We start from the raw sequence: 19,866 nt of genomic DNA, 5'->3' as shown, positions 1-19,866 counted from the left end.
GGAACCAGGAAAAAGGAGTGACGGGATGTTAGGAACTACGTTAGGTCAATTTCGATTGATTGCGATTTTAGAAGGTATTTCATTTTTAGTCTTACTGTTGATTGCCATGCCCTTAAAGTATATGGCAGGCATTCCGGAAGCCGTTTCGGTCGTCGGAGCCATGCACGGTGTTTTATTCGTCATGTATGCGCTATGGCTTGCTGTCGTTAAATTCAAATACCGTTGGTCGTTTGTAAAAGCAGGGATCGCCTTTATCGCTTCGTTCATTCCATTCGGGACATTTGTACTCGATCGAAAGTTAAAACAGGAAGCAACAAACGCGTAAATTGTGTATACTAGAAAAAGCACGGCTGTGGATAACTGTTTTTGTCGATTCGAAGCAGGTTATCCACAGCTTTTTTCTGTGGATAATTTTTAGGAGGATACTATGTCAACATTTGAAGCACTACACATTCAAGAACAATGGGTCAAGAAATTACAAAAACAAGGCATCAAACAACCAACGCCGATTCAAGAGCAGGCGATTCCGCATTTGCTCGCCGGTCGTGATTTAATAGGAAAAGCGCAAACCGGAACAGGGAAGACACTGGCGTTTCTTCTGCCAATTCTCGAACAAATCGATTTAGAGAGCAAAACGGTTCAAGCGTTGATCGTCGCACCGACACGTGAACTCGCACGTCAGATTGCAGATGAAACACACAAGTTAATCCGGAACATGGAAGATATCCGGGCGCTGGCTGTATACGGTGGACAGGATGTCTTCAAACAAATCCAACGTCTCGGTCGCATGCCACAAATCATCATCGGGACACCGGGTCGGATTTTGGATCACGTCGGTCGCGGAACACTTGATTTGAGTGAATTGAAGACGCTTGTCCTGGATGAAGCGGATCAGATGCTGCAAATCGGATTCTTACCGGAAATCGAAGATATCATCGCAGCAGCACCGGTTGATCGTCAGTTCGTCATGTTATCAGCAACGATGCCGGAAAAAGTCGAGCAACTCGCGAAAACGTATTTGCGTGATCCGATTGAAGTCCAAGTCGAGGCTGAAAAAGTAACGGTCGATGCGATCGAGCAGTTCGTCGTCGAAACGACGGATCGCCGGAAACAAGCGACACTCCGGACGATGCTTGACGAGATGCGTCCGTATGCCGCAATCATCTTCTGCCGGACACAACGCCGCGTCAGTAAGCTGAACGAAGAGTTACAGATGCAGGGATATGCGACGGATGAATTGCACGGCGGATTGACGCAAGGGAAACGTGAAAAGGCGATGGCGAAGTTCTATCAAGGAAAAACACCATTCCTGATTGCGACGGACGTCGCGTCACGTGGTCTTGACGTCACAGGTGTCACACACGTCTTCAACTACGATTTACCGGATGATGCCGAAAGTTACGTTCACCGGATCGGCCGGACAGGCCGTGCCGGTAACGACGGCGTAGCGATTTCAATCGTCACACCGCGTGACGGCCGCAGCTTCCGCGATATGGAGCGGGAACTCGGTGTCGAAGTCACACCGATTGTCGTCGAACTGTCGGATGAAATGATTCGTGCACAGCACGATCAAAGCAAAGGAACGAAAAAACCGGCGGAAGGCCGCGGTAACACACGCCGCTCGAGCAACCGCCGTCCGGGCCGTGATCATCATAAATAAGTAAGTAAGTAAGTAAGTAAGTGAAAATCCCCTTTTCTCCATAGATCATTTGGAGGAAAGGGGATTTTTTATTTGGCGTATACCATTTGTCCGCCGAGATGACCGGTATAAGCGAGTAAACCGCTTCCGACGATTGCGACGAGCAGGCTTAGCATAAGCATTGTTTTTTTGTTGGAACGGTAGCCGAGCAACAGGAGGACAAAGGCAATTCCAAAGGCAACGAGGCTGAACAAGGCGAAATTTTCATGATTCGAGATGGCCGCGTGTGTTGCACTGCTCAGATTGGTTTCTGCATATTCTTCTGCCCCGTCACCCGATAAATACGCTGCGACGCCGGACAGCAGACCGGCAAATAACGTGATGAGGACAAATAATTTTAACTGGACCCATTTGAAACTGAACAGTAATAAGAGTGTTGCGAACAGTAAAAGAGCAATCGGTGCATGAACGAGCAGGGGATGAAGCGGTACGCCACCTAACATAAGATAACCTCCTTGATAAGTAATGGAACATACTGTTACTTTAACCGGGTTATCTGACAGTTAGCTGACGGTCATTAAGAAATTGGAAAAAGAATCGTGAAGCGTGTTCCGGTTTCGGGTGTGGATTCAACAAAGATAGTGGCTTGATGTGCATCGGCAATCGATTTGGCGATGGCGAGCCCGAGCCCGGTTCCGGTACCATGGCGAGAGTGGTCACCGCGGAAGAACCGTTCAAATATCTTATCGTAATTTTCCGGTGGAATGCCGATTCCGTGATCAGCGATGGTTAATCGAACATCGGTTGACGTCTGTTGCAGGTAAACTTCAATATTAGCATCGCTGTAGGCAGCGGCATTTTCTAGAAAGATCGTCAACAGACGGATCAACTGGTTAGGATCGCTCTTGATCAACAAATTGGGCGCGACAGATAAGGCCAATGTCCGGTCGACTAACGTATGTTTAAACCGTTCAGAAGTCTGTGTGACGAGTGTACTTAAATCAATCGGGCTCATGGATCCGGGTTGACCTTCCCGGGCCAACAACAGTAAGTCGGAAACTAAATACTGCATCGAGGCCGTCTCTGCCTTCAAATCCGATAAGATTGTTTTTCCTTCCGTGCTGAGCGGCTCAGTCTCGAGTAACTCGATGCCGCTGTATAAAATCGTCAGCGGCGTCCTTAGTTCATGAGAAGCGTCTGATGTAAAACGGCGCTGTCGGTCAAAGGCTTGTTGGACCGGAACGACGGAACGACCGGCGAGTACGTAACTGAGACCCATCAAGACAAGGGTCGACAAAATCGTGATGCCGGCTAACATGGCGATCAGGCGCTGGAGTGTATCCTGTGTGGCAGAGATGTCTTTCATCAGGAGAATCGTGCCCTGTTCATCATTATCCCGTTGATAAAGCAGATAGTGCCGGTCGTCGAATTCGACTTTTTGAGTTTCTTCATCTGCGGTCATAAAGCGCTGAAGGGTCTTCGCCGGTAAGTCGTCAGGAAGCGATGTGAAGCGGACTGAACCGTCCGGATTCATAATCTGAAAGTAAATCGGATTGCGGATTAACCGGTCTTCGCCGTGCTCGATCCGTTCGAACAGATCGCGGTCGGACACTGACTTTAATTGGTTCAGCTCGGTTTGATCAAGCAGCCGGGCGGTCGTGAAGTAAACGCCGACTAAAATCAGAATCAACAACAGTAAAAACGTTCCGCTGAATAGTAGCGTCAGCCGTTTTCGAATGGTTTCAAGCATGAGGACCTCCGAGCCGATAACCGAATCCGCGAACCGTTTGAATCAAAGCCGGTGCACCGGCAGCATCGAGCTTTTTCCGGACGAGCCGAACGAGTGCGTCGAGTGCATTATCGGTGATATCTGCGCCGATTCCCCAAACGACTTCAATGATCAGCTCACGTCCCATGACCTGCTCCGGGCGGCGGAGCAACAGCGAAAGAAATTCGAATTCACGACGTGTCAGCTCAAGTAACTGTCCGGCATAGGAAATCGTCTGAGTCGTGATATCAAGTTCGAGTTCCTGATACGAAACAGTCGAGACGAATGCCTTTTTCTGACGCCGGCTCAAGGCGCGGAGGCGTGCTAACAGTTCGTTTGCCTGAAAGGGTTTGACGAGATAATCATCGGCACCGCTGTCCAGTCCATGTACCAAATCGATTTCCGTATCACGAGCCGTCAGCATCAGGATCCCGCCTTCGAAACGTTCCCCACGTAATTCAGTCGCCACTTCAATCCCGCTTTTATGTGGCATCATCCAGTCGAGGACCAATAAATCATAACGAAAAGTCTGGCATTGCTCGATGGCTTCGAGTCCGTCATGAGCCACATCGACCTGATAGCCGGCACGTTCCAAATGGAGCCGCAACATTTTGGCAAGCCGCTTGTCATCTTCTGCAATCAAAATCCGCATCCTTGTTCCTCCCGGTTTGTTTTTTCTTATTATCCCACAGTTGTCATCAGCTAGTTGTCAGTTTTTATCGATACAGTAAAGATAACAGGAAACGAGAGGAGAGGAAAAATGTGAAACCGAAACCGTTCGCGAAATGGATTGTGGGACTGAGCAGCAGTGTCTTTTTAGGACTTGCGATTGGTCAGTTGACCGTTGCGACAAACGATCAGCCGGCGAATACCATCAATACAGGAGATTCTTATTCGAACGAGACGACAATCCCGAGTCAGCCGTCTAACGGTGATGACGATGAATGGGGAGAGTCAGATGAAGACAACGGATATTACGACGAAGAGGATGACGACGATGACGGTAATTGGCAAAGCAACGATTCTTCCGGATTTAATCAACCGAGCGGCGGAAGTGACGGTCAGTCGAGTCATTCGAAATAGGAGGTGAAACGAAATGGAGCGGCAACTCTATTCGATGCATAATAACATTCGTTTTATCACGAACCAAAGGATCGAAGAAAAGGAATGGCAGGACATCGAGCAGTTCTTTCATTATGTGGACCGGCAATGGTCACGATTCAGTTCGTCCAGCGAAGTCAGTCAGTTGAATCAACTGCTGATTGGGCAGACGCTGACGGTATCGTTACCGCTTGCACGATTGTTACAACGGGCAATTCGTTATTTTGAACAGACCGAACATTACTTTTCGCCCTTCCTACTTGAACAGCAGCGCGCAAACGGTTACGACCGATCGTTTCCTTTCCGGCAGGCCGTTGAATCAGAAGCAGCCCTGCCGCCTGAAATCAGTCCGTTTTTAGTCGAAGGATGTGAAGTGACGCGGGTCGGTGGAGGAACGATTGACTTAGGCGGAATCGGCAAGGGAGCGGCGGCAATGATGGTTGCCCAACGTTTACGGAAGAACCAGCCACGCGGATTGATTGACGCTGGCGGAGACGTCATTGTCTGGTCTGATGACGAGCCGTGGAAAATTGCCGTCACAGATCCGAAGACAGAAACTGAGATTGCAGAAATCCGGTTACGACAAGGGGCTGTCGCGACCTCGAGCCGGATGTATCGTTCCTGGAAAGTGGGCGACAGGGCGAACCATCATTTGTTAAGTGGTAAGACAGGGCGTCCGATTGAAAGCCGATTCGTCCAAATCACGGCGTCTGCGCCACAACTCTATGAGGCAGAAGTGATGACGAAACTCGCTTTTCAGATGACAGAAGCCGAACGACAGGACAAACTGTTCAAGTGGTTTCCGAACGGACGATTACTATTGATGGATGAGTCAGGAAAAATGGTGGCGGAAGAGAAGGGAGGACAAGCCATATGGACTGGATGAAGTGGTTATTTTCAACGTGGACGATGATTCGTTTGAGCGGGTTGACCGGACATTTCTTTTTGACACTATCGGTGTTAGCCGGTCTACTCGGTTCATTCCCGGCATTGAGAAAACAAAAGGCACGTCTGCATAATATTCACCTGTACAGTGGCTGGGCCGGCTTACTCGCGATTGTGCTTCATGCGACGCTGATCGTCGTCGATACGTATGCCCCTCTGCGTTTGCTTGAAATTCTGATTCCGGGAACGGCCTCCTATGAGCCGCTTTGGAATGCCTTTGGAACGATCAGTCTGTACCTGTTTGGTTTTGTCTTGGTTACTTCTGATTTCTTGAAAGAGGCGCTCGGAAAAACATTATGGAAATTAACGCACTGGCTTGTCCTGCCGGCCTGGCTCTTGATGACGCTACACGGAATTTTCATCGGAACGGATACAGGAACACTTTTCACGACCATTTGGTATGCCTGTTCGACACTGACATTGTTTACACTGATTTTGTACCGTATGCAGGTCCGTCCGAAAACAGCAACACCTAAAAAGCGAGCGTCCTCACTAGTGAAATGAGGACGCTCGTTTTTTAGCGTTGTCTTAACCACGTGGTCCAAGCCTGAAAGGCATCTTCCCGATTGTCGATATAGTTGTGATCACTATCGACAATGATTTGTTCAAAGGCGCTGGCATCCTGAAGCAAGTCATGATGAAGTGATTTGATAGACGTCTCGTCACGTTCCGACGTCACAAGTAAGGCGGAACGTGTTCCGAGTTGTTCTTTCAGTGACAGCAGGTTCCACGTCGCATGATGTCGTTTTAGTTCGTCGAGCAGTATGTCGCCGTCGGTATGGGACAGGAACTGAGCTCCGCGGCTCAAGACACCTTGTAACGCCTCTTCATGTTCCGGATAAGAGAGTACCAGTTGACCGATCAAACCGAAGTTGAATGGAGAGATCCCGATGTAATGCGCAATGTCCGGAACATCGACGAACGCATGAAGTCCGGCAAAGCCGCCCATACTGTGGCCGACGATTGAAATCTGATCGGCTGAGATATCGTGTGCTTGCGTAAAGGCGGGAGAAATGACATGTTGCATGATGGCAGTCGCATCTTCAAGGACATGTTGGAAACGAAATGCTCCCGGACTGCCGATCGTTCCGCGGTAAGACGTCACAAGGACGTGAAAGCCGAGGTTTTGTAATTGAACCGCCCAGTCCATGTTTAATTGTTTTCCGGGGAATCCATGAAACAGGACGATGAGTGGTGCAGGAGCAGCGAGTGCAGGAGAGTAGAGACGGCAAAATAGCGACTCGTCTCCACCGCTCGGAAGTTCGAGTAATGATAAGTTGGCTTTTTTAGTGATCGTTTCCATGACATCCACTCCTTCAGAAAAAGTTGCATCTGCCATTTAGTTTGATACAAATCGTTGAACAAGGCAATGATTAAGTCTATGAATTAAATGAAAGCCCAAAAAAAGACGGAACGCGGGACTCGATCTAAAAATCGAGTCCCGGACTTCCGTCAGATGGTGTTTACCTTTAGAACACTTTTGTCGTCCACGATTCACAATTCCATAAATCCGTTGCGACGGCTTCGTAAAATTCAGGTTCGTGTGAAATCAACAGAACCGTTCCTTTGTACTCCTGAAGAGCCCGTTTGAGTTCTTCTTTTGCTTCGACATCCAAGTGGTTGGTCGGCTCATCGAGAACCAGAATATTGGATTCTGTGTTCATCAATTTACAAAGGCGGACCTTCGCTTTTTCCCCACCACTGAGGACTTCGATTTTCGATTCGATGTGTTTCGTCATCAGACCGCATTTCGCGAGCATAGCCCGGACCTGCTGCTGTGTCAGAGACGGGAATGTGCCCCAAATCTCTTCGATACACGTATTCGAATTCTTTTCCTTGATTTCCTGTTCGAAGTAGCCGATGTGAAGATTTTCTCCACGTTCGACTGTACCGGAAACCGAAGGAATCTCACCAAGCAGACTTTTGAGTAACGTCGACTTCCCGATACCATTTGCCCCGTGTAACGCGATTTTTTGACCGCGCTCAATCATCAAGTCAAGCGGACGGGAAAGCGGCTCATCGTAACCGATGACAAGTCCTTTCGCTTCGAACATCAACTTACTTGGTGTCCGGGCTGTCTGGAAATGAAACTCAGGTTTCGGACGTTCCTGCGCGAGTTCGATGACATCCATCTTATCGAGTTTCTTCTGACGGGACATCGCCATGTTCCGTGTCGAGACACGGGCCTTATTTCGGGCGACGAAGTCTTTCAGCTCGGAAATTTCCTGCTGTTGACGTTTGAAGGCCGACTCATGTTGCTTCTTCTTCGCCTCATGGACAGTCAGGAAGTTGTCGTAATCACCGACGTAACGATTGAGTCCTTGGTTTTCCATATGGTAAATCAAGTTGATGACACTGTTCAAGAATGGAATGTCGTGTGAAATCAAGATGAACGCATTTTCGTAATCATTGAGGTAACGTTTCAACCATTCGATATGTTGCACATCCAAGTAGTTGGTCGGCTCATCGAGTAACAGGATGTCTGGTTTTTCGAGCAACAGTTTCGCAAGCAGGATTTTTGTCCGCTGTCCGCCGCTCAGTTCCTGGACATCACGATCGAGACCGATCTCATCAAGACCTAAACCGCGTGCAATTTCTTCGACTTTCGCATCGATCGTATAAAAATCATTGTTCGTCAAGATGTCTTGTAAGACCCCGACTTCTTCTAACATTTTTTCGAGTTCGTCTGGTTCGACTTCGCCCATCTTTGTATACAGATCATTGATTTCCTGTTCGATGTCGAACAGATATTGGAATGCTCCTTTTAAGGCATCACGAATCGTGAGTCCTTTGGAAAGAACAGCATGCTGATCCAGATAGCCGACACGGACGTGTTTCGCCCATTCGACTTTTCCTTCGTCTGGTTCGAGCTGTGAAGTAATGATGTTCATGAACGTCGATTTACCCTCACCGTTTGCTCCGACGAGACCGATGTGTTCCCCTTTTAACAGACGAAACGAGACATCTTCGAAAATCGCACGATCGCCAAAACCATGGCTTAAGTTTGATACCGTTAAAATACTCATAGTTACTCCCTTATTTCATGAATTCAATTAGACGCCTGTCCGTTTTTTCTGGTTGTTCGTTTTTTTCGTTTTTTGGCTTGTCATTTGTTTTGTTTCTGTTCCGCGCAAACCGGTCGGACGTTTTGTCTGTGATTGTTTTTTTGCTTTTAATTGTTCAATCATTGCTTCTTGAAGAGACAATTTTTTTGGTTGTTCGCTCATGTGTGTTCACCTCGATTAATTCGTTCTTATCCTCTAGTATGCCAAAAAAAACCTGTCTTGAAAACGAACTATACTTAATTCTTTCATTAAATGATTTCTTCACCTAAATAAATCACGTAACAATTTCGGTCTAAATCGACTTCACAGCTGTCTCGTTCAAAGACGCCATGATCGGGTACGCTCAATTTATCTTTGACTAAAAAGCGCATGGCCTGGATATGATTCGGGACGGTCACCGTCTTGATGACCGGATGTGACGCACTTTCCTGGAAGCGTCGGAATTCGAGATGAATCTGGTGCGGCGGATAGACACGGTCCGCCGGATCACGGGGAGACGCTTCCACATGATCGACGATTAACTGATCGTATTCGCCATCCATTTCATTGGAACGCAACTCATATAAGTGACCTTCGATGATATGAAATTCGCAAAGTTGATGCGCAATGATTTCTTCCGGTTCAATGGCAAAGCGGCTATATTGATAAATCGATTTGAACTCATTTTGATCTTCGACATAATAGGCAAGTGACATTTGATTTCCTCCTCAAGTCTTCTTCGTTATTCTACTGGCCTTAACAAAAAAAGTTCCGGAACGACTTAGAAACTTTTTTGGTGGAAAAAGCGTATACTTAGAATAACAAATTGTGACGAGAGGGGTATGTGATGTGAGTTGGATGAAGCAGGCAACACTTGCAGCTACGTTATTAATCGGAACGACGCTCAGTGGATGTGGATCGGACAATGCAAAAGCGGAACGTCCGGATGATCCGGATTGTGATGATTATGAATATGATAACGATGAAGGTGTTTGGTATTGTGATGATTCAAGCTCGACACACTCGGGGTTCTTTTACTGGGGAGGAAGTTACTTTGCTTCGCGCGCCTTGATGCATAGTGCGATGCGAACGAAAGGATACACCCCCCGATCAAAGGACGTTAAAAGTTATAATGCCAAGACAAAAGGATTTGGGACGGGGTCATCGTCCGGCTTCTTCGGCGGATGAGGACACGACAGGAATTGTACGGGGATATCGACGCTTTTTGGGATGTGCTGGATGGAGAAATTTACGCTTTGGCGGAAGTAATGCCCGTTTCGAACGAGACGATTCAGGCATTGCGGACAGCGGCACGAGAAGCGTATACCATCTTTGAAAAAGTGATTCCGATTCTTTGGACGATGGATGACGACGGATTAATTGAACTTGGTTTTCCGAAGGATGCTTTACCTTTTTTACGGTTACAGACGATGCGTCCTTTATCAGTCATCAGCCGCTTCGATTTCATTGTCACAGAGAATCGGATTTCGATCATGGAATGGAATGCGGATACACCGACATTTATTAAGGAATCTTTTGAAGTCAACGATCGGATTGCGCAAAAAGTGGGTTTTAAGCCAATTAATGACGGACGAGCAAAACAGTTGGCGGACAGCGTTGATCGTGCGGTGAAGGCGGCCGGTCACAGGATTCGTCACGAACAGCCGCACGTCGTCTTCACGTCACATGGAGACAATATCGAAGACCGGTGGACGACAGAGTATCTGCAACAATTTGTTGCCGGTGCTACATACTGTCCTCTTGACGAACTTGAGATACGGGCAGAAGATGGGTTGTATGACCAACAGGGACGAAGAATCGATATTCTTTACCGGCAGACGTTTCCGATTGAGATGGCTCTACTCGACCGTGATGAAGACGGAAAAGAGCTGGGACACTTGTTGCTTCAGCTCGTCGAGATGGGATTGCTTGAAATCATCAATCCGCCGTCGGCATTCCTGATGCAGGCCAAGTCGGTCTTGGCTTTAATCTGGCTCTTGCATGAAACAGACCATCCTTATTTGACCGGGCGTGATCATGAGATTATTGCTCAGTATTTCTTACCGACCTATTTGAGTCCGGAGCCGTTTTTACGTCAGCAACAAGCTTTCGTCGAAAAACCGATCTTTGGACGAGAAGGGGATACGGTTACTGTCCGTCAAGGGGACGGGAATGTCCTGTTCAGCAACGAACAACGTTCATTCAGCAATCAGTCGGCCGTGTATCAACGGTATCAGGAATTACCGATGTGGTCATTAGAAGATGAAACAGAAGTCGCATATATGTTTGGTGTGTTTGTGCTTGGCGGGCGACCGAGTGCTGTCGGGGTACGGGCAGGTGAAAGGATCACGGGGAATCGATCTTATTTCTTACCGATCGGACAACGTGAAAATCAAGAGGAGGATGGATGATGAAAGCAGCTATTTTAGGAGCGACTGGTTTAGTGGGGCAAGAACTGGTCGATCAACTACTGGCGCATGATGAATATCAGGAAGTACATGTTCTCGTACGTCGTCCGATGAATCGATTTCATCAAAAACTCGAAGAATGGGTGATTGATTTTGATCATGTGACGGAAATCGAATTACCGGAAGTCGACCACGTTTACTGTGCGCTGGGGACAACGATCAAACAGGCTGGATCGCAAGAAGCGTTTCGTCTCGTGGATTATACGTATCCAATTGAAGTGGGACGGGAATTGCTTGATCTGGGAGCTACTCGATTTGCTCTGATTTCGGCACTCGGCGCCCATCCGAATGCGAAAACATTTTATAACCGTGTCAAAGGGGACGCGGAAAATGGATTACGCGTACTCGGTTACGATGCCTTACTTATTTTCCGCCCTTCGTTATTGTTAGGCGAGCGGGATGAATTCCGATTTGGCGAACAGGCGGCGGCCCGGGTGTCCACTGTATTACGTCCGTTGTTGCGGCGCAGCCCGTACGCGCCGATTGAAGCAGCGAAGGTCGCACAGGCGATGATTCATCATACGCTGCATGAACCACCGGGAGTAACGATTGTTGAATCAAAAGAGATGCAGACTTGAGTGAGCGGATTTTTCGTATCACTCTTTTTTGTGTACCGAAATTAATATTTGACTCCTCAAATGATTTACGGTTGAATGATATAGTGCTGTCTCATAAACAAAAAAAGAAGTGAGACAATTCAGGCAAAACAGTGTATTTGCGTTCAATTGGTTCGTTCATGCTTATCGTTTGGGGAAAGCGGGAAAAAGATTGGACAATGTGCACATATCGAAGGTAGACGAAAGGAGCCGTTCATATGGCAGAGTTTGATCGCGATCAGGTCTACAAGACTGTTCCGCAAAAAGGATTTTTCGGAAATCCAAAAGGACTGTTCACGTTATTCTTTACTGAGTTTTGGGAGCGATTCTCCTACTACGGGATGCGTGCCATCCTCATCTTCTACATGTATGATTCAGTTGCCAACGGTGGTCTTGGAATCGACAAACCGACTGCTGCATCGATCATGGCAGTATACGGTTCCCTCGTATACATGTCCGGTATCATCGGCGGTTGGGTCGCGGACCGGCTGCTCGGTACTTCGCGGACCGTTTTCTATGGTGGAGTGCTCATCATGCTCGGACATATCGTCCTCGCGTTACCGGCCGGAATCACGGCATTGTTCATCTCAATGGGACTGATCGTCATCGGAACAGGGTTCTTGAAACCAAACGTTTCGAATATCGTCGGTGATCTGTACAGTAAAACGGATAACCGTCGTGACGCCGGATTCAGTATCTTCTACATGGGGATCAATGCCGGTGCATTCCTCGCACCATTGATTGTTGGTAAAGTTTCAGATTCAGCAGGATATCACGCTGGTTTTGCACTTGCTGCAATCGGAATGTTCTTAGGTTTGATCGTTTTCGTCTTAACGAAGAAAAAGAACTTGGGACAAGCGGGGACATACGTCTTGAATCCGCTTGAAGGTAACGAACGGAAACGGTTCTTTACGATTGCAGCCGTTGTCATTATCGCACTTGCGGTTCTTGGTACGATTGCATCGCTGACAGGATTGTTGACGATCAGTCGCTTCACGCTCATGGTCACGTTCCTCGGAATTTTGATTCCGATTGCTTACTTCACTTTCATGCTGCGGAGTCCGAAGATTACGGATGATGAACGTTCGCGTCTGCTTGCGTACATTCCGCTCTTCATTGCAGCTGCAGTATTCTGGGCAATCCAGGAACAAGGTTCATATGTTCTTTCGATTTTTGCGGATGAACGGACAAATCTTTCGTTCCTCGGCTTTGGTCTGGAACCGGCCTTCTTCCAGTCCCTGAACCCACTGTTCATTATCGTCTTGGCACCTGTATTTGCAAGCTTTTGGGTGAAACTCGGTGATCGCCAACCGACGACAATGCAGAAGTTTTCGTTTGGTTTGGTATTTGCCGGCTTATCCTTTATCGTCATGATGTTACCGGGCTTGTTGTTCGGAACAGATACGACGGTCAGCCCGCTTTGGCTTGCGCTCAGCTTCTTCCTCGTTGTCATCGGTGAGTTATTCTTATCACCGGTCGGACTATCTGCAACGACGAAATTGGCACCGGCTGCCTTCTCAGCACAGACGATGAGTTTGTGGTTCTTGACGAACGCGACCGGACAAGCGGTCAACGCTCAAATTGTAAAATACTACGGAGCGGATACAGAAGTGGCGTACTTCGGAATTACAGGACTTGTTGCCATCATTCTCGGGATCATCCTGTTCGCTTTCGCACCAAAACTTCAAAAATATATGCGTGGTATTCGTTAAGAAATATTCACGAAAAAAAGACAGCTGGCTTGGAAGCATTCCTTCCAAGATCAGCTGTCTTTTTTTAATCATTCGTTCGGATATGACGCAGTGATTCAGCAAGCAGGGCGACGAGTGTTCCGAGTACGAGACCATTCGACATCAATGTCGTGACGAGTGGAGGTAAATCCGAAGTGGCGCCTTTCGGAAGAAGCAGAGCACCGATTCCGACGAGAACCGGTAAGCCGACCGTAATCATGGCGGTCTGGCGATTTAATTCTCGCGATGCTTCCGTGACCCCGATGATCGCCATACCGGCAACGATTGGAGCAACCATTGCGTATCCGACAGCGACCGGAATCTTTGCAATCAGTCCGACGAACGGCGTGACGATGCTGAGGAACAGACAAACAACGTTAGCAATCGCAAAGGCTTTCCGGTCCGTATTATCGGTTGAAGCGATGAAGCCGGCTGTCCCGGAAATCGCAACAGGACCGACCGTTCCGAACATTCCTGCGAAGATCTGTCCGATTCCGGCCGTGACGCCGGCTGTCGCGACTTGTCCTTTGACCTTCTCGCCGCGTTTTGCACTGATGATTCGTTCAATGACTTTGATGTTCGCCAAGACGTTTGTCATCAGCAATAACGAGATGATCAGGGCTGTCGGCAGTAGGCTCCAGTCGAGCTGAATGCCGCCGAACGGCATTAAATCAGGGAAAGTGAAGAATGGACCGTCGAACGTCGGCATTTCGGCACGACCAATCAAGGCAAACATGCTCCAACCGACGAGCAGGGTGATTAATAAGGCGTACTGACGCAACCGGTCGCTGCGTTCCAAGTAGAGTGAGATGATGACAGTTAAGACAGAAATGACGGCAGGAAGCACCTGAATCTTTCCGTCTTCGATATTCAGCAGTCCTTTCATGACGGAACCGGATAACTGAGCCGATAACAGCAACATGTAAACACCGATGACTTGTGGTGTAAACAAGGGTACGAGTCGGCGAAGTACCCCGGTCAGGGTAAGAATGATACAGATGATTCCGCTTAAGATGAGAAGAAAACCTAACGACTGTAACGTGTTGGAGTAACTTCCGTATAAGGTGATTCCGATAGAAGAGTAGAGCGCGAACACTCCCCACCAAATACCGGCAGGCCCTTCCATGATTGGCAGACGGTGACCGAATAATACTTGAATGAGACTTAAAATCGCAAAAACAAATAAGCAGCGGGATAAAAAGGCGAGGGTATCTGCACTTGACAGTTCAAATGAGGCGGCAATCGCGAGTGGCGGGGCAATGTTAGTACAAATAATAAACAAAAACCACTGAATCGTGGAGACAACAGTACGTGGCAAAACAAATGATTCCCCTTTCGAATAACGGATGCTTTTTTAATCTTAAACCAAATATTGAAAAAGAGATAGATACGCTTACATTAACTGAAAATTCAAAACAATACTTTCATATGTGATTTTGCACATTAGATTGGGTATCATAAAAGAGGAGGGATGAATATGAAAAGATGGTTAAAACGAATCAGCATCAGTTTACTGATTCTGGTAGGGATTTTAGTTGCAGCATTCATGATTTGGGCTCAATTTGATTACAATCCAACAAAAGAAGCAAAACCATATTTCGGTGAATCGGTCGGACAAGGTTACCAGTTCGGGGACGACACGAGTGAAACGGGCTTTATTTTTTATCAAGGAGCCAAAGTGGATCCCGCTGCATACAGCTATTTCGGTCACCAATTGGCACAAGAAGGATATTATGTCGCTCTGCCGAAACTGCCGTTTAATATTGCGTTGCTGGACTCTAAAAAAGGATTATCGATCATCGAAGAGCATCCAAAAATCAAACAGTGGTATTTGGTTGGCCATTCGTTAGGCGGAAGCGCCGCTTCAACGATTTTGGAAGACAGTCCGAAAATCAAAGGCATGATTTTCTTGGCCTCGTATCCGATTGATGCAATCGATACTCCGTCGCTAACCGTTTACGGTGGACGGGACGGGGTTTTACCGGTCGAGGATATTGAGGACAGTAAACAGGATGTCCGCTCCGATGCGGTCTTTCACTTGATCAAAGATGGCAACCATGCCAACTTCGGGATGTATGGCAAACAAAAAGGGGACAATGACAGTCCGTTGACGCCAAAAGAACAACAGGATGAAACGTTGAAGGTGATCCGGGAATTCGTATCTGCACAGTAAAAAAAGACCCGCTCTTCTGTCTGATTGGACAGGGGAGCGGGTTTGATGTCTTCTCATATATGTTACGTCAACCGTCGTGAAACCTCGTCAAGCGTCGGCAAGGCGGCCATGGCGCCTTTGACGGATGCCGCCAGTCCTCCGGAAATCGCAGCAAAGCGGCCGATATCCTGTAATTCGTTTTCATCCCAGTCAAACGAAAACGAGCGGATGGCACATTGATGAAGGAGACCGGACATGAACGCGTCACCTGCTCCCGTCGTATCAATCGCATCGACAGAAATCGCTTGAATCTCTGCCATCGAGCGGTCGGTATAAATCAGCGACCCTTCCGCGCCACGCGTTACAGCCAGTAACCGAATCGGATACTCTGCGAGTAGTTCGGCAGCCCCTTCATCCAGATTCGTCTGGCCGGTTAAAAAGGTCAGTTCTTCCTCCGCCAGTTTCACGATTTGAGCATCCGGTAAGACGGACCGAATCGTGGAACGGGCAGCATCTAGGTCAGACCATAACGATTCGCGTAAATTCGGATCGTAAGAGATCGGGACATTATTGTCTTTCGCGACTTCAATCGCCCGCCGTGTCGCTTCGACCGCATCTCCGGAAATCAACGAGATTGATCCGATGTGCAAGAGGTCCGCCTCGGCGAGCGAATCCGGAATGTCTTTTTCATGAAAACTCATGTCAGCACGATAACTGTTGATAAACTCGAATGACCGTTCACCGTCGGCGGCATTCGTAACGAGGACAAGACCGGTCTTATGCGTCGGATCAAAAACAAGATGATCCGTCTTCACACCGTAATGATGAAGTGTATCCTTTAAAAAGTGTCCCATCGAATCGTCACCGACGGAACCGAGGAAATAACTGTCGGCGCCGAGCCGTGCTAATCCAACGGCGACATTGGCCGGTGCACCACCCGGATTTTTTTGGAACGTTACATTATCGGCATCGAGCGGAATCAAATCGATCAATGCTTCACCAAGACTATAAATTTTCATAGGATGTACCCCTTTCAAAATCTGGCCGGATCCGTTCCACGTGAAGAGCCATATAGCCGACTTCGGATTGCGGCACAGTCGTCTGTAATTCTTGTTCCAACCAGGACGCCATGTTTTCCGCACAACGGAAAGCGTCCGTATAACGGGTTTGAACAGCGGATAAGATGACATCATCCATATCATGCAACGTTTGCCCTTGTTCGATCCGAGCTAAGACGAGCTTCATATGGGTGAAGAACCGGTAATAGGTCATCGAGGTCGTTTCAATCGTTTGACCGAAAAAGGCTTCGATTTGTTCCCGCAACTCGTTTAGTAACGTCGCCGTCTGCAGGGCGGTTGCCATGTTAGGATGCCGTTGCCGCGCATTATACAAGTGGAGAGCGATGTTCGCGGCTTCTTCTTTCGGTAAGGAAACGGCTAACTGTTGTTCAATATGGGCGACTGCCCATTCTCCAATCTGATATTCCGCTGTATACAGTAACCGGATTTCTTCCGCCAACCGGTTGTGGACGACCAGTTGTTCCCGGGCCAGACGGACGGCATGGGCGAGGTGATCGGTCAGACTGACATGAATGTAGTCATGAAAAGGTGTTTTCAGTTCGCCTTCTGCATAAGAAATAATCTGTTCCGACAAATCGATGATATCGAGTGGGGTCGTCGTCAGGATTTCCTTGAACTGTTCAGCATTCTCAAAAGACGGGATGAACATTTTTTCGATTTTCGTCGGATCAACGGGATCCTTCTTTTTCTTGCCGAAAGCAATGCCCGGTCCCATGATGATCCGTTCCTGACCTTGTTCTTTTGTGACGATGGCGTTATTGTTGAGTACTTTATGAATGATCAGTCTGACTACCTCCTTTCTACTTCCATTATACGGGTTATCGGCAGTCTAGGAAAACTGACAAATGCGACCCGAAGAGGATTCTCAAGGGGTCGCATCGTTTAATTAAGCAGCCAAATCCGTCTGTTTTTGTTTTCGTGCATCGAGACGCATCAAGATGACGGTAGCGACGAAGGCCGTTGCGACAGCAATTGCGAAACCAACGAGATAGTTGATCAAGTTGGAGGCGCCGAGCGGAGCGACGATGGCAATCATCGGAATACCGGTTAATCCGTAAGCGTTCGCTGCGACTTGTGTCAAGACGACATATCCGCCGCCAATCGCGCCACCAATCGCACCACCGATAAACGGTTTACCGAGTCGAAGGTTGACCCCGTAGATGACCGGTTCCGTAATCCCGAGAAATGCGGAAAAAGCAGACGGGAGAGCGAGTGCTTTGAGTTTGACGTTTTTCGTCATGAAGTAAACGGCAAGTCCTGCTCCGCCTTGGGCGACGTTTGCCATCGACCAGATCGGAAGTAAGAAGTTTTTACCGATACTCTTATCGGCAAGTAATCCCGCTTCAATCGCATGGAAACTGTGGTGCATCCCTGTGATGACGATTGTTGAGTACAGACCGCCGAACAGGAGACCGGCGACGACCGAGAATTGCTCATAGAAGAAGACGAGTACAAATGAGATCCCTTTTCCGAGCAACGTTCCAATCGGCCCGATGACGATCAGAGCGAGGAATCCCGTTACAAGAATCGTTACGAACGGTGTGACGAGAAGATCGAGTGTTTCCGGTGTCCGTTTACGGACCTGCTGTTCGATTTTTGCCATGACCCAAACTGTCAGGAGGACCGGGAAGACCGTTCCTTGATAGCCGATCAATTCAATGTTCATGCCGAGGAAATGCATCACTTCCGGTTCGCTGTTTCCGAGTGTCCATGGATTCAACAACGACGGATGGGTCATGATTCCACCGATGACGGCCCCGAGGTACGGATTCGCACCAAATTCACGGGCAGCCGAGAAACCGATCAGAATCGGTAAAATGATGAAAGCGGAAGACGAGAACATATCGAGCAACTGGACGATTGGCGAATCACCGCTGACCCAACCGAATGCCTTGATCATTCCGAGCAGTCCCATTAACAGACCGGCAGCGACGATGGCCGGAATCAGCGGGACGAAGACGTTTGATAATGAGCGGGCAAGACGGGCAAACGGATTCAATTTTTGCGAAGCTGCTTTTTTGACATCAAGCGGTTCTTCTCCGTCCGGCTTTACACCAGCGAGTGGGGCGAATTCAGCGAAGACCTTGTTGACAGTACCTGTTCCGAAGATGATTTGATACTGACCTGAACTTGAGAATGCACCACTGACACCGTCCAAGTCTTCGAGTGCCGCTTGATCGACTTTGGATTCGTCATGCAGGACAAGGCGGAGCCGTGTTGCACAATGGGCGGCCGTAATGATGTTTTCCCGACCTCCGACGAGTTCGAGGACATGTGCTGCAGTTTGTTTGTAATCCATGTTGATTTCCTCCTTTTAGGAAAGGCGTGCGATGGAAACAGGCCACAAAAAAAGGCAAGACCGAACAACACCTTCACGAACGAGGTGTTGAATCGGTCTTGCCAGCCGTACTGTCACAATCCGCACTATTTACTTGTTGCCCTCATCATAATGAGAAAAGAAAGCGGTGTCAACTGTTAAATCGGTTCTTTTTGAATGGAAATATCAACCTCGACGCCAAAGTGATCGGAGACGACCGGTGCCAAGATACCGTCAAAGACGACTCCGACGCGATCGACGTCGATTTTTCGGTTCGATAGAACCAGGTCGAGACGCAAGCCGTGTTGATTTTCTTCCCAACCATCAATTTTTCCTTCGACCGTCTCGACACCGACGGTTTCCTGCGCCAACAAAAAGACGTCGTGGAGGCCGCGTTGCACCATGTAGTCATAACCCGTTCCGCGTTCTAAAGCATCATTGTTGAAGTCGCCGAGGAACAGTGTCCATTCGAGTGGATCCATCCGTGCAATCAAGTGATTAAATTGTTCACTGAACGGTTCCTCCGCATCTTCCCACCATCCGAGATGACAGGAGTTGAACGTGATGTGTGTTCCATTGACATCAATCGTCGCCCGGACGATTTTCCGGGATTTCCAGTCCATCGTATCCTGACTCCGGCTGATGTAATAGGAATCAGATTTGATAATCGGATGTTTGGTCAAGAGAGCAAGACCTTCTTCGTAGGCATCATACCCGATATGCGAAAAATCCCAGACGAACGAATAGTCGAGACCTTGTTTACGTAATGCTTGTTGAATCAAGTAGACAAAATTATCTTCACGGATATTGTCATAGAGGATTGGTGTATCCATCAGCTGACTCACTTCCTGTAAAGCGATCACATCATAATCCTGCTGGATGATGTGCGTGACGATTTGATTTAATTTATCAAGTTGTTGTTCTTCCTGCCATGAGTGGCAATTTAACGTAAGTAGTCGCATCTGCTGTTCCTCCTGATTTTCAATAAAGAAAGGTGAAACTCATCATGAGCTTCACCTTTTCTTAT

General features: G+C 48.0%; 22 protein-coding genes. 10 read left to right on the top strand and 12 right to left on the bottom strand.

All coding sequences use genetic code 11. The features are described 5' to 3' along the window. The first annotated feature begins 25 nt into the window (after positions 1-25). Together DVG79_RS10540 and DVG79_RS10535 are read left to right on the top strand one after the other, a co-directional pair. Positions 26-325: a DUF3817 domain-containing protein gene (locus DVG79_RS10540; RefSeq protein ID WP_012371795.1), complete on the top strand. Its 300-nt coding sequence runs from the start codon at positions 26-28 to the stop codon at positions 323-325. Positions 326-427: 102 nt separating this feature from the next. Continuing rightward, positions 428-1,660, top strand: coding sequence for a DEAD/DEAH box helicase (locus tag DVG79_RS10535; RefSeq protein ID WP_114596688.1), 1,233 nt, complete (start codon positions 428-430; stop codon positions 1,658-1,660). 68 nt (positions 1,661-1,728) lie between these two features. On the opposite strand, the gene DVG79_RS10530 is transcribed toward DVG79_RS10535, so the two are convergent. The 3 genes from DVG79_RS10530 to DVG79_RS10520 all read right to left on the bottom strand — a co-directional run bounded on the left by DVG79_RS10530 (position 1,729) and on the right by DVG79_RS10520 (position 4,059). Next, positions 1,729-2,142 (bottom strand): DUF2231 domain-containing protein, encoded by a 414-nt coding sequence (locus DVG79_RS10530; protein WP_012371793.1) that lies wholly within the window; start codon positions 2,140-2,142, stop codon positions 1,729-1,731. A gap of 74 nt (positions 2,143-2,216) precedes the next feature. Then, positions 2,217-3,389, bottom strand: coding sequence for a sensor histidine kinase (locus tag DVG79_RS10525; protein ID WP_114596687.1), 1,173 nt, complete (start codon positions 3,387-3,389; stop codon positions 2,217-2,219). After that, positions 3,382-4,059, bottom strand: a complete 678-nt coding sequence (locus DVG79_RS10520; protein ID WP_012371791.1) for a response regulator transcription factor — start codon at positions 4,057-4,059, stop codon at positions 3,382-3,384. The genes DVG79_RS10525 and DVG79_RS10520 overlap by 8 nt, the downstream gene beginning before the upstream one ends. Before the next feature lie 110 nt (positions 4,060-4,169). On the opposite strand from DVG79_RS10520, the gene DVG79_RS10515 reads away from it, so the two are divergent. The 3 genes from DVG79_RS10515 to DVG79_RS10505 are packed head-to-tail and all read left to right on the top strand — an operon-like array spanning position 4,170 to position 5,957. Beyond that, positions 4,170-4,490: a hypothetical protein gene (locus DVG79_RS10515; protein WP_114596686.1), complete on the top strand. Its 321-nt coding sequence runs from the start codon at positions 4,170-4,172 to the stop codon at positions 4,488-4,490. 13 nt (positions 4,491-4,503) lie between these two features. Further along, positions 4,504-5,394: an FAD:protein FMN transferase gene (locus DVG79_RS10510; protein WP_114596685.1), complete on the top strand. Its 891-nt coding sequence runs from the start codon at positions 4,504-4,506 to the stop codon at positions 5,392-5,394. Beyond that, positions 5,382-5,957, top strand: a complete 576-nt coding sequence (locus DVG79_RS10505) for a ferric reductase-like transmembrane domain-containing protein (RefSeq protein ID WP_114596684.1) — start codon at positions 5,382-5,384, stop codon at positions 5,955-5,957. Before DVG79_RS10510 ends, DVG79_RS10505 begins: the two co-directional genes overlap by 13 nt. 13 nt (positions 5,958-5,970) lie before the next feature. Here the strand turns inward: DVG79_RS10505 and DVG79_RS10500 are convergent, their stop codons facing one another. The 4 genes from DVG79_RS10500 to DVG79_RS10490 all read right to left on the bottom strand — a co-directional run bounded on the left by DVG79_RS10500 (position 5,971) and on the right by DVG79_RS10490 (position 9,213). Next, the gene (locus DVG79_RS10500; RefSeq protein WP_114596683.1) at positions 5,971-6,756 is read right to left on the bottom strand and encodes an alpha/beta hydrolase family protein; all 786 of its coding nucleotides are present in this window, start codon (positions 6,754-6,756) and stop codon (positions 5,971-5,973) included. Positions 6,757-6,922: 166 nt separating this feature from the next. Continuing rightward, positions 6,923-8,479: an ABC-F family ATP-binding cassette domain-containing protein gene (locus tag DVG79_RS10495; protein WP_012371786.1), complete on the bottom strand. Its 1,557-nt coding sequence runs from the start codon at positions 8,477-8,479 to the stop codon at positions 6,923-6,925. Between the two features lie 27 nt (positions 8,480-8,506). After that, positions 8,507-8,680: a hypothetical protein gene (locus DVG79_RS16195; RefSeq protein WP_012371785.1), complete on the bottom strand. Its 174-nt coding sequence runs from the start codon at positions 8,678-8,680 to the stop codon at positions 8,507-8,509. 86 nt (positions 8,681-8,766) lie between these two features. Continuing rightward, positions 8,767-9,213: a hypothetical protein gene (locus DVG79_RS10490; RefSeq protein WP_114596682.1), complete on the bottom strand. Its 447-nt coding sequence runs from the start codon at positions 9,211-9,213 to the stop codon at positions 8,767-8,769. Positions 9,214-9,355: 142 nt separating this feature from the next. On the opposite strand from DVG79_RS10490, the gene DVG79_RS10485 reads away from it, so the two are divergent. From DVG79_RS10485 to DVG79_RS10470, 4 genes are all read left to right on the top strand, one after another. Continuing rightward, positions 9,356-9,685, top strand: coding sequence for a hypothetical protein (locus DVG79_RS10485; RefSeq protein ID WP_114596785.1), 330 nt, complete (start codon positions 9,356-9,358; stop codon positions 9,683-9,685). Beyond that, the gene (locus tag DVG79_RS10480; protein WP_114596681.1) at positions 9,682-10,908 is read left to right on the top strand and encodes a glutathionylspermidine synthase family protein; all 1,227 of its coding nucleotides are present in this window, start codon (positions 9,682-9,684) and stop codon (positions 10,906-10,908) included. Before DVG79_RS10485 ends, DVG79_RS10480 begins: the two co-directional genes overlap by 4 nt. Further along, entirely contained in the window at positions 10,908-11,543 is a 636-nt protein-coding gene (locus DVG79_RS10475; RefSeq protein ID WP_034769584.1) for an NAD(P)H-binding protein, read from the top strand. Before DVG79_RS10480 ends, DVG79_RS10475 begins: the two co-directional genes overlap by 1 nt. A 236-nt stretch (positions 11,544-11,779) precedes the next feature. Beyond that, positions 11,780-13,273: a peptide MFS transporter gene (locus DVG79_RS10470; protein ID WP_114596680.1), complete on the top strand. Its 1,494-nt coding sequence runs from the start codon at positions 11,780-11,782 to the stop codon at positions 13,271-13,273. Positions 13,274-13,337: 64 nt separating this feature from the next. Here DVG79_RS10470 and DVG79_RS10465 read toward each other — a convergent pair whose 3' ends face one another. Continuing rightward, complete coding sequence (locus tag DVG79_RS10465; RefSeq protein WP_114596679.1) at positions 13,338-14,609, bottom strand: purine/pyrimidine permease; 1,272 nt, start codon at positions 14,607-14,609, stop codon at positions 13,338-13,340. A gap of 159 nt (positions 14,610-14,768) precedes the next feature. Here DVG79_RS10465 and DVG79_RS10460 point away from each other — a divergent pair, with 159 nt between their 5' ends. Continuing rightward, positions 14,769-15,464 carry an alpha/beta hydrolase gene (locus tag DVG79_RS10460; RefSeq protein ID WP_114596678.1) on the top strand — a complete coding sequence of 232 codons (696 nt, stop codon included), beginning with the start codon at positions 14,769-14,771 and terminating at the stop codon, positions 15,462-15,464. A gap of 62 nt (positions 15,465-15,526) precedes the next feature. On the opposite strand, the gene DVG79_RS10455 is transcribed toward DVG79_RS10460, so the two are convergent. From DVG79_RS10455 to DVG79_RS10440, 4 genes are all read right to left on the bottom strand, one after another. Further along, a complete protein-coding gene (locus DVG79_RS10455; RefSeq protein ID WP_114596677.1) occupies positions 15,527-16,462 on the bottom strand; it encodes a carbohydrate kinase family protein in 936 nt (311 codons plus the stop codon). Beyond that, on the bottom strand, positions 16,449-17,300 hold the full coding sequence (locus tag DVG79_RS10450; protein WP_255412942.1) for a PRD domain-containing protein: 852 nt from the start codon (positions 17,298-17,300) through the stop codon (positions 16,449-16,451). Before DVG79_RS10450 ends, DVG79_RS10455 begins: the two co-directional genes overlap by 14 nt. A gap of 108 nt (positions 17,301-17,408) precedes the next feature. Then, positions 17,409-18,821: a sucrose-specific PTS transporter subunit IIBC gene (locus tag DVG79_RS10445; RefSeq protein WP_114596675.1), complete on the bottom strand. Its 1,413-nt coding sequence runs from the start codon at positions 18,819-18,821 to the stop codon at positions 17,409-17,411. Between the two features lie 176 nt (positions 18,822-18,997). Next, on the bottom strand, positions 18,998-19,801 hold the full coding sequence (locus tag DVG79_RS10440) for an endonuclease/exonuclease/phosphatase family protein (protein ID WP_114596674.1): 804 nt from the start codon (positions 19,799-19,801) through the stop codon (positions 18,998-19,000). Positions 19,802-19,866: the final 65 nt, after the last annotated feature.

Source organism: Exiguobacterium sp. RIT594 (genome assembly GCF_003339585.1).
In the GTDB taxonomy this organism is placed as follows: Bacteria; Bacillota; Bacilli; order Exiguobacteriales; family Exiguobacteriaceae; genus Exiguobacterium_A.
Note: the sequence above shows the minus strand (reverse complement) of the source record. Positions and strands in the feature narration are given on the sequence as shown.

What these genes read in the sequence shown, in the direction of transcription:
- DVG79_RS10460 (WP_114596678.1), top strand. Translation starts at nt 14,769, where the DNA reads ATGAAAAGATGGTTAAAACGAATCAGCATCAGTTTACTGATTCTGGTA.
- DVG79_RS10540 (WP_012371795.1), top strand. Translation starts at nt 26, where the DNA reads ATGTTAGGAACTACGTTAGGTCAATTTCGATTGATTGCGATTTTAGAA.
- DVG79_RS10475 (WP_034769584.1), top strand. Translation starts at nt 10,908, where the DNA reads ATGAAAGCAGCTATTTTAGGAGCGACTGGTTTAGTGGGGCAAGAACTG.
- DVG79_RS10520 (WP_012371791.1), bottom strand. Translation starts at nt 4,059, where the DNA reads ATGCGGATTTTGATTGCAGAAGATGACAAGCGGCTTGCCAAAATGTTG.
- DVG79_RS10440 (WP_114596674.1), bottom strand. Translation starts at nt 19,801, where the DNA reads ATGCGACTACTTACGTTAAATTGCCACTCATGGCAGGAAGAACAACAA.
- DVG79_RS10490 (WP_114596682.1), bottom strand. Translation starts at nt 9,213, where the DNA reads ATGTCACTTGCCTATTATGTCGAAGATCAAAATGAGTTCAAATCGATT.
- DVG79_RS10485 (WP_114596785.1), top strand. Translation starts at nt 9,356, where the DNA reads ATGAAGCAGGCAACACTTGCAGCTACGTTATTAATCGGAACGACGCTC.
- DVG79_RS10535 (WP_114596688.1), top strand. Translation starts at nt 428, where the DNA reads ATGTCAACATTTGAAGCACTACACATTCAAGAACAATGGGTCAAGAAA.
- DVG79_RS10505 (WP_114596684.1), top strand. Translation starts at nt 5,382, where the DNA reads ATGGACTGGATGAAGTGGTTATTTTCAACGTGGACGATGATTCGTTTG.
- DVG79_RS16195 (WP_012371785.1), bottom strand. Translation starts at nt 8,680, where the DNA reads ATGAGCGAACAACCAAAAAAATTGTCTCTTCAAGAAGCAATGATTGAA.
- DVG79_RS10530 (WP_012371793.1), bottom strand. Translation starts at nt 2,142, where the DNA reads ATGTTAGGTGGCGTACCGCTTCATCCCCTGCTCGTTCATGCACCGATT.
- DVG79_RS10500 (WP_114596683.1), bottom strand. Translation starts at nt 6,756, where the DNA reads ATGGAAACGATCACTAAAAAAGCCAACTTATCATTACTCGAACTTCCG.
- DVG79_RS10445 (WP_114596675.1), bottom strand. Translation starts at nt 18,821, where the DNA reads ATGGATTACAAACAAACTGCAGCACATGTCCTCGAACTCGTCGGAGGT.
- DVG79_RS10480 (WP_114596681.1), top strand. Translation starts at nt 9,682, where the DNA reads ATGAGGACACGACAGGAATTGTACGGGGATATCGACGCTTTTTGGGAT.
- DVG79_RS10455 (WP_114596677.1), bottom strand. Translation starts at nt 16,462, where the DNA reads ATGAAAATTTATAGTCTTGGTGAAGCATTGATCGATTTGATTCCGCTC.
- DVG79_RS10510 (WP_114596685.1), top strand. Translation starts at nt 4,504, where the DNA reads ATGGAGCGGCAACTCTATTCGATGCATAATAACATTCGTTTTATCACG.
- DVG79_RS10525 (WP_114596687.1), bottom strand. Translation starts at nt 3,389, where the DNA reads ATGCTTGAAACCATTCGAAAACGGCTGACGCTACTATTCAGCGGAACG.
- DVG79_RS10495 (WP_012371786.1), bottom strand. Translation starts at nt 8,479, where the DNA reads ATGAGTATTTTAACGGTATCAAACTTAAGCCATGGTTTTGGCGATCGT.
- DVG79_RS10470 (WP_114596680.1), top strand. Translation starts at nt 11,780, where the DNA reads ATGGCAGAGTTTGATCGCGATCAGGTCTACAAGACTGTTCCGCAAAAA.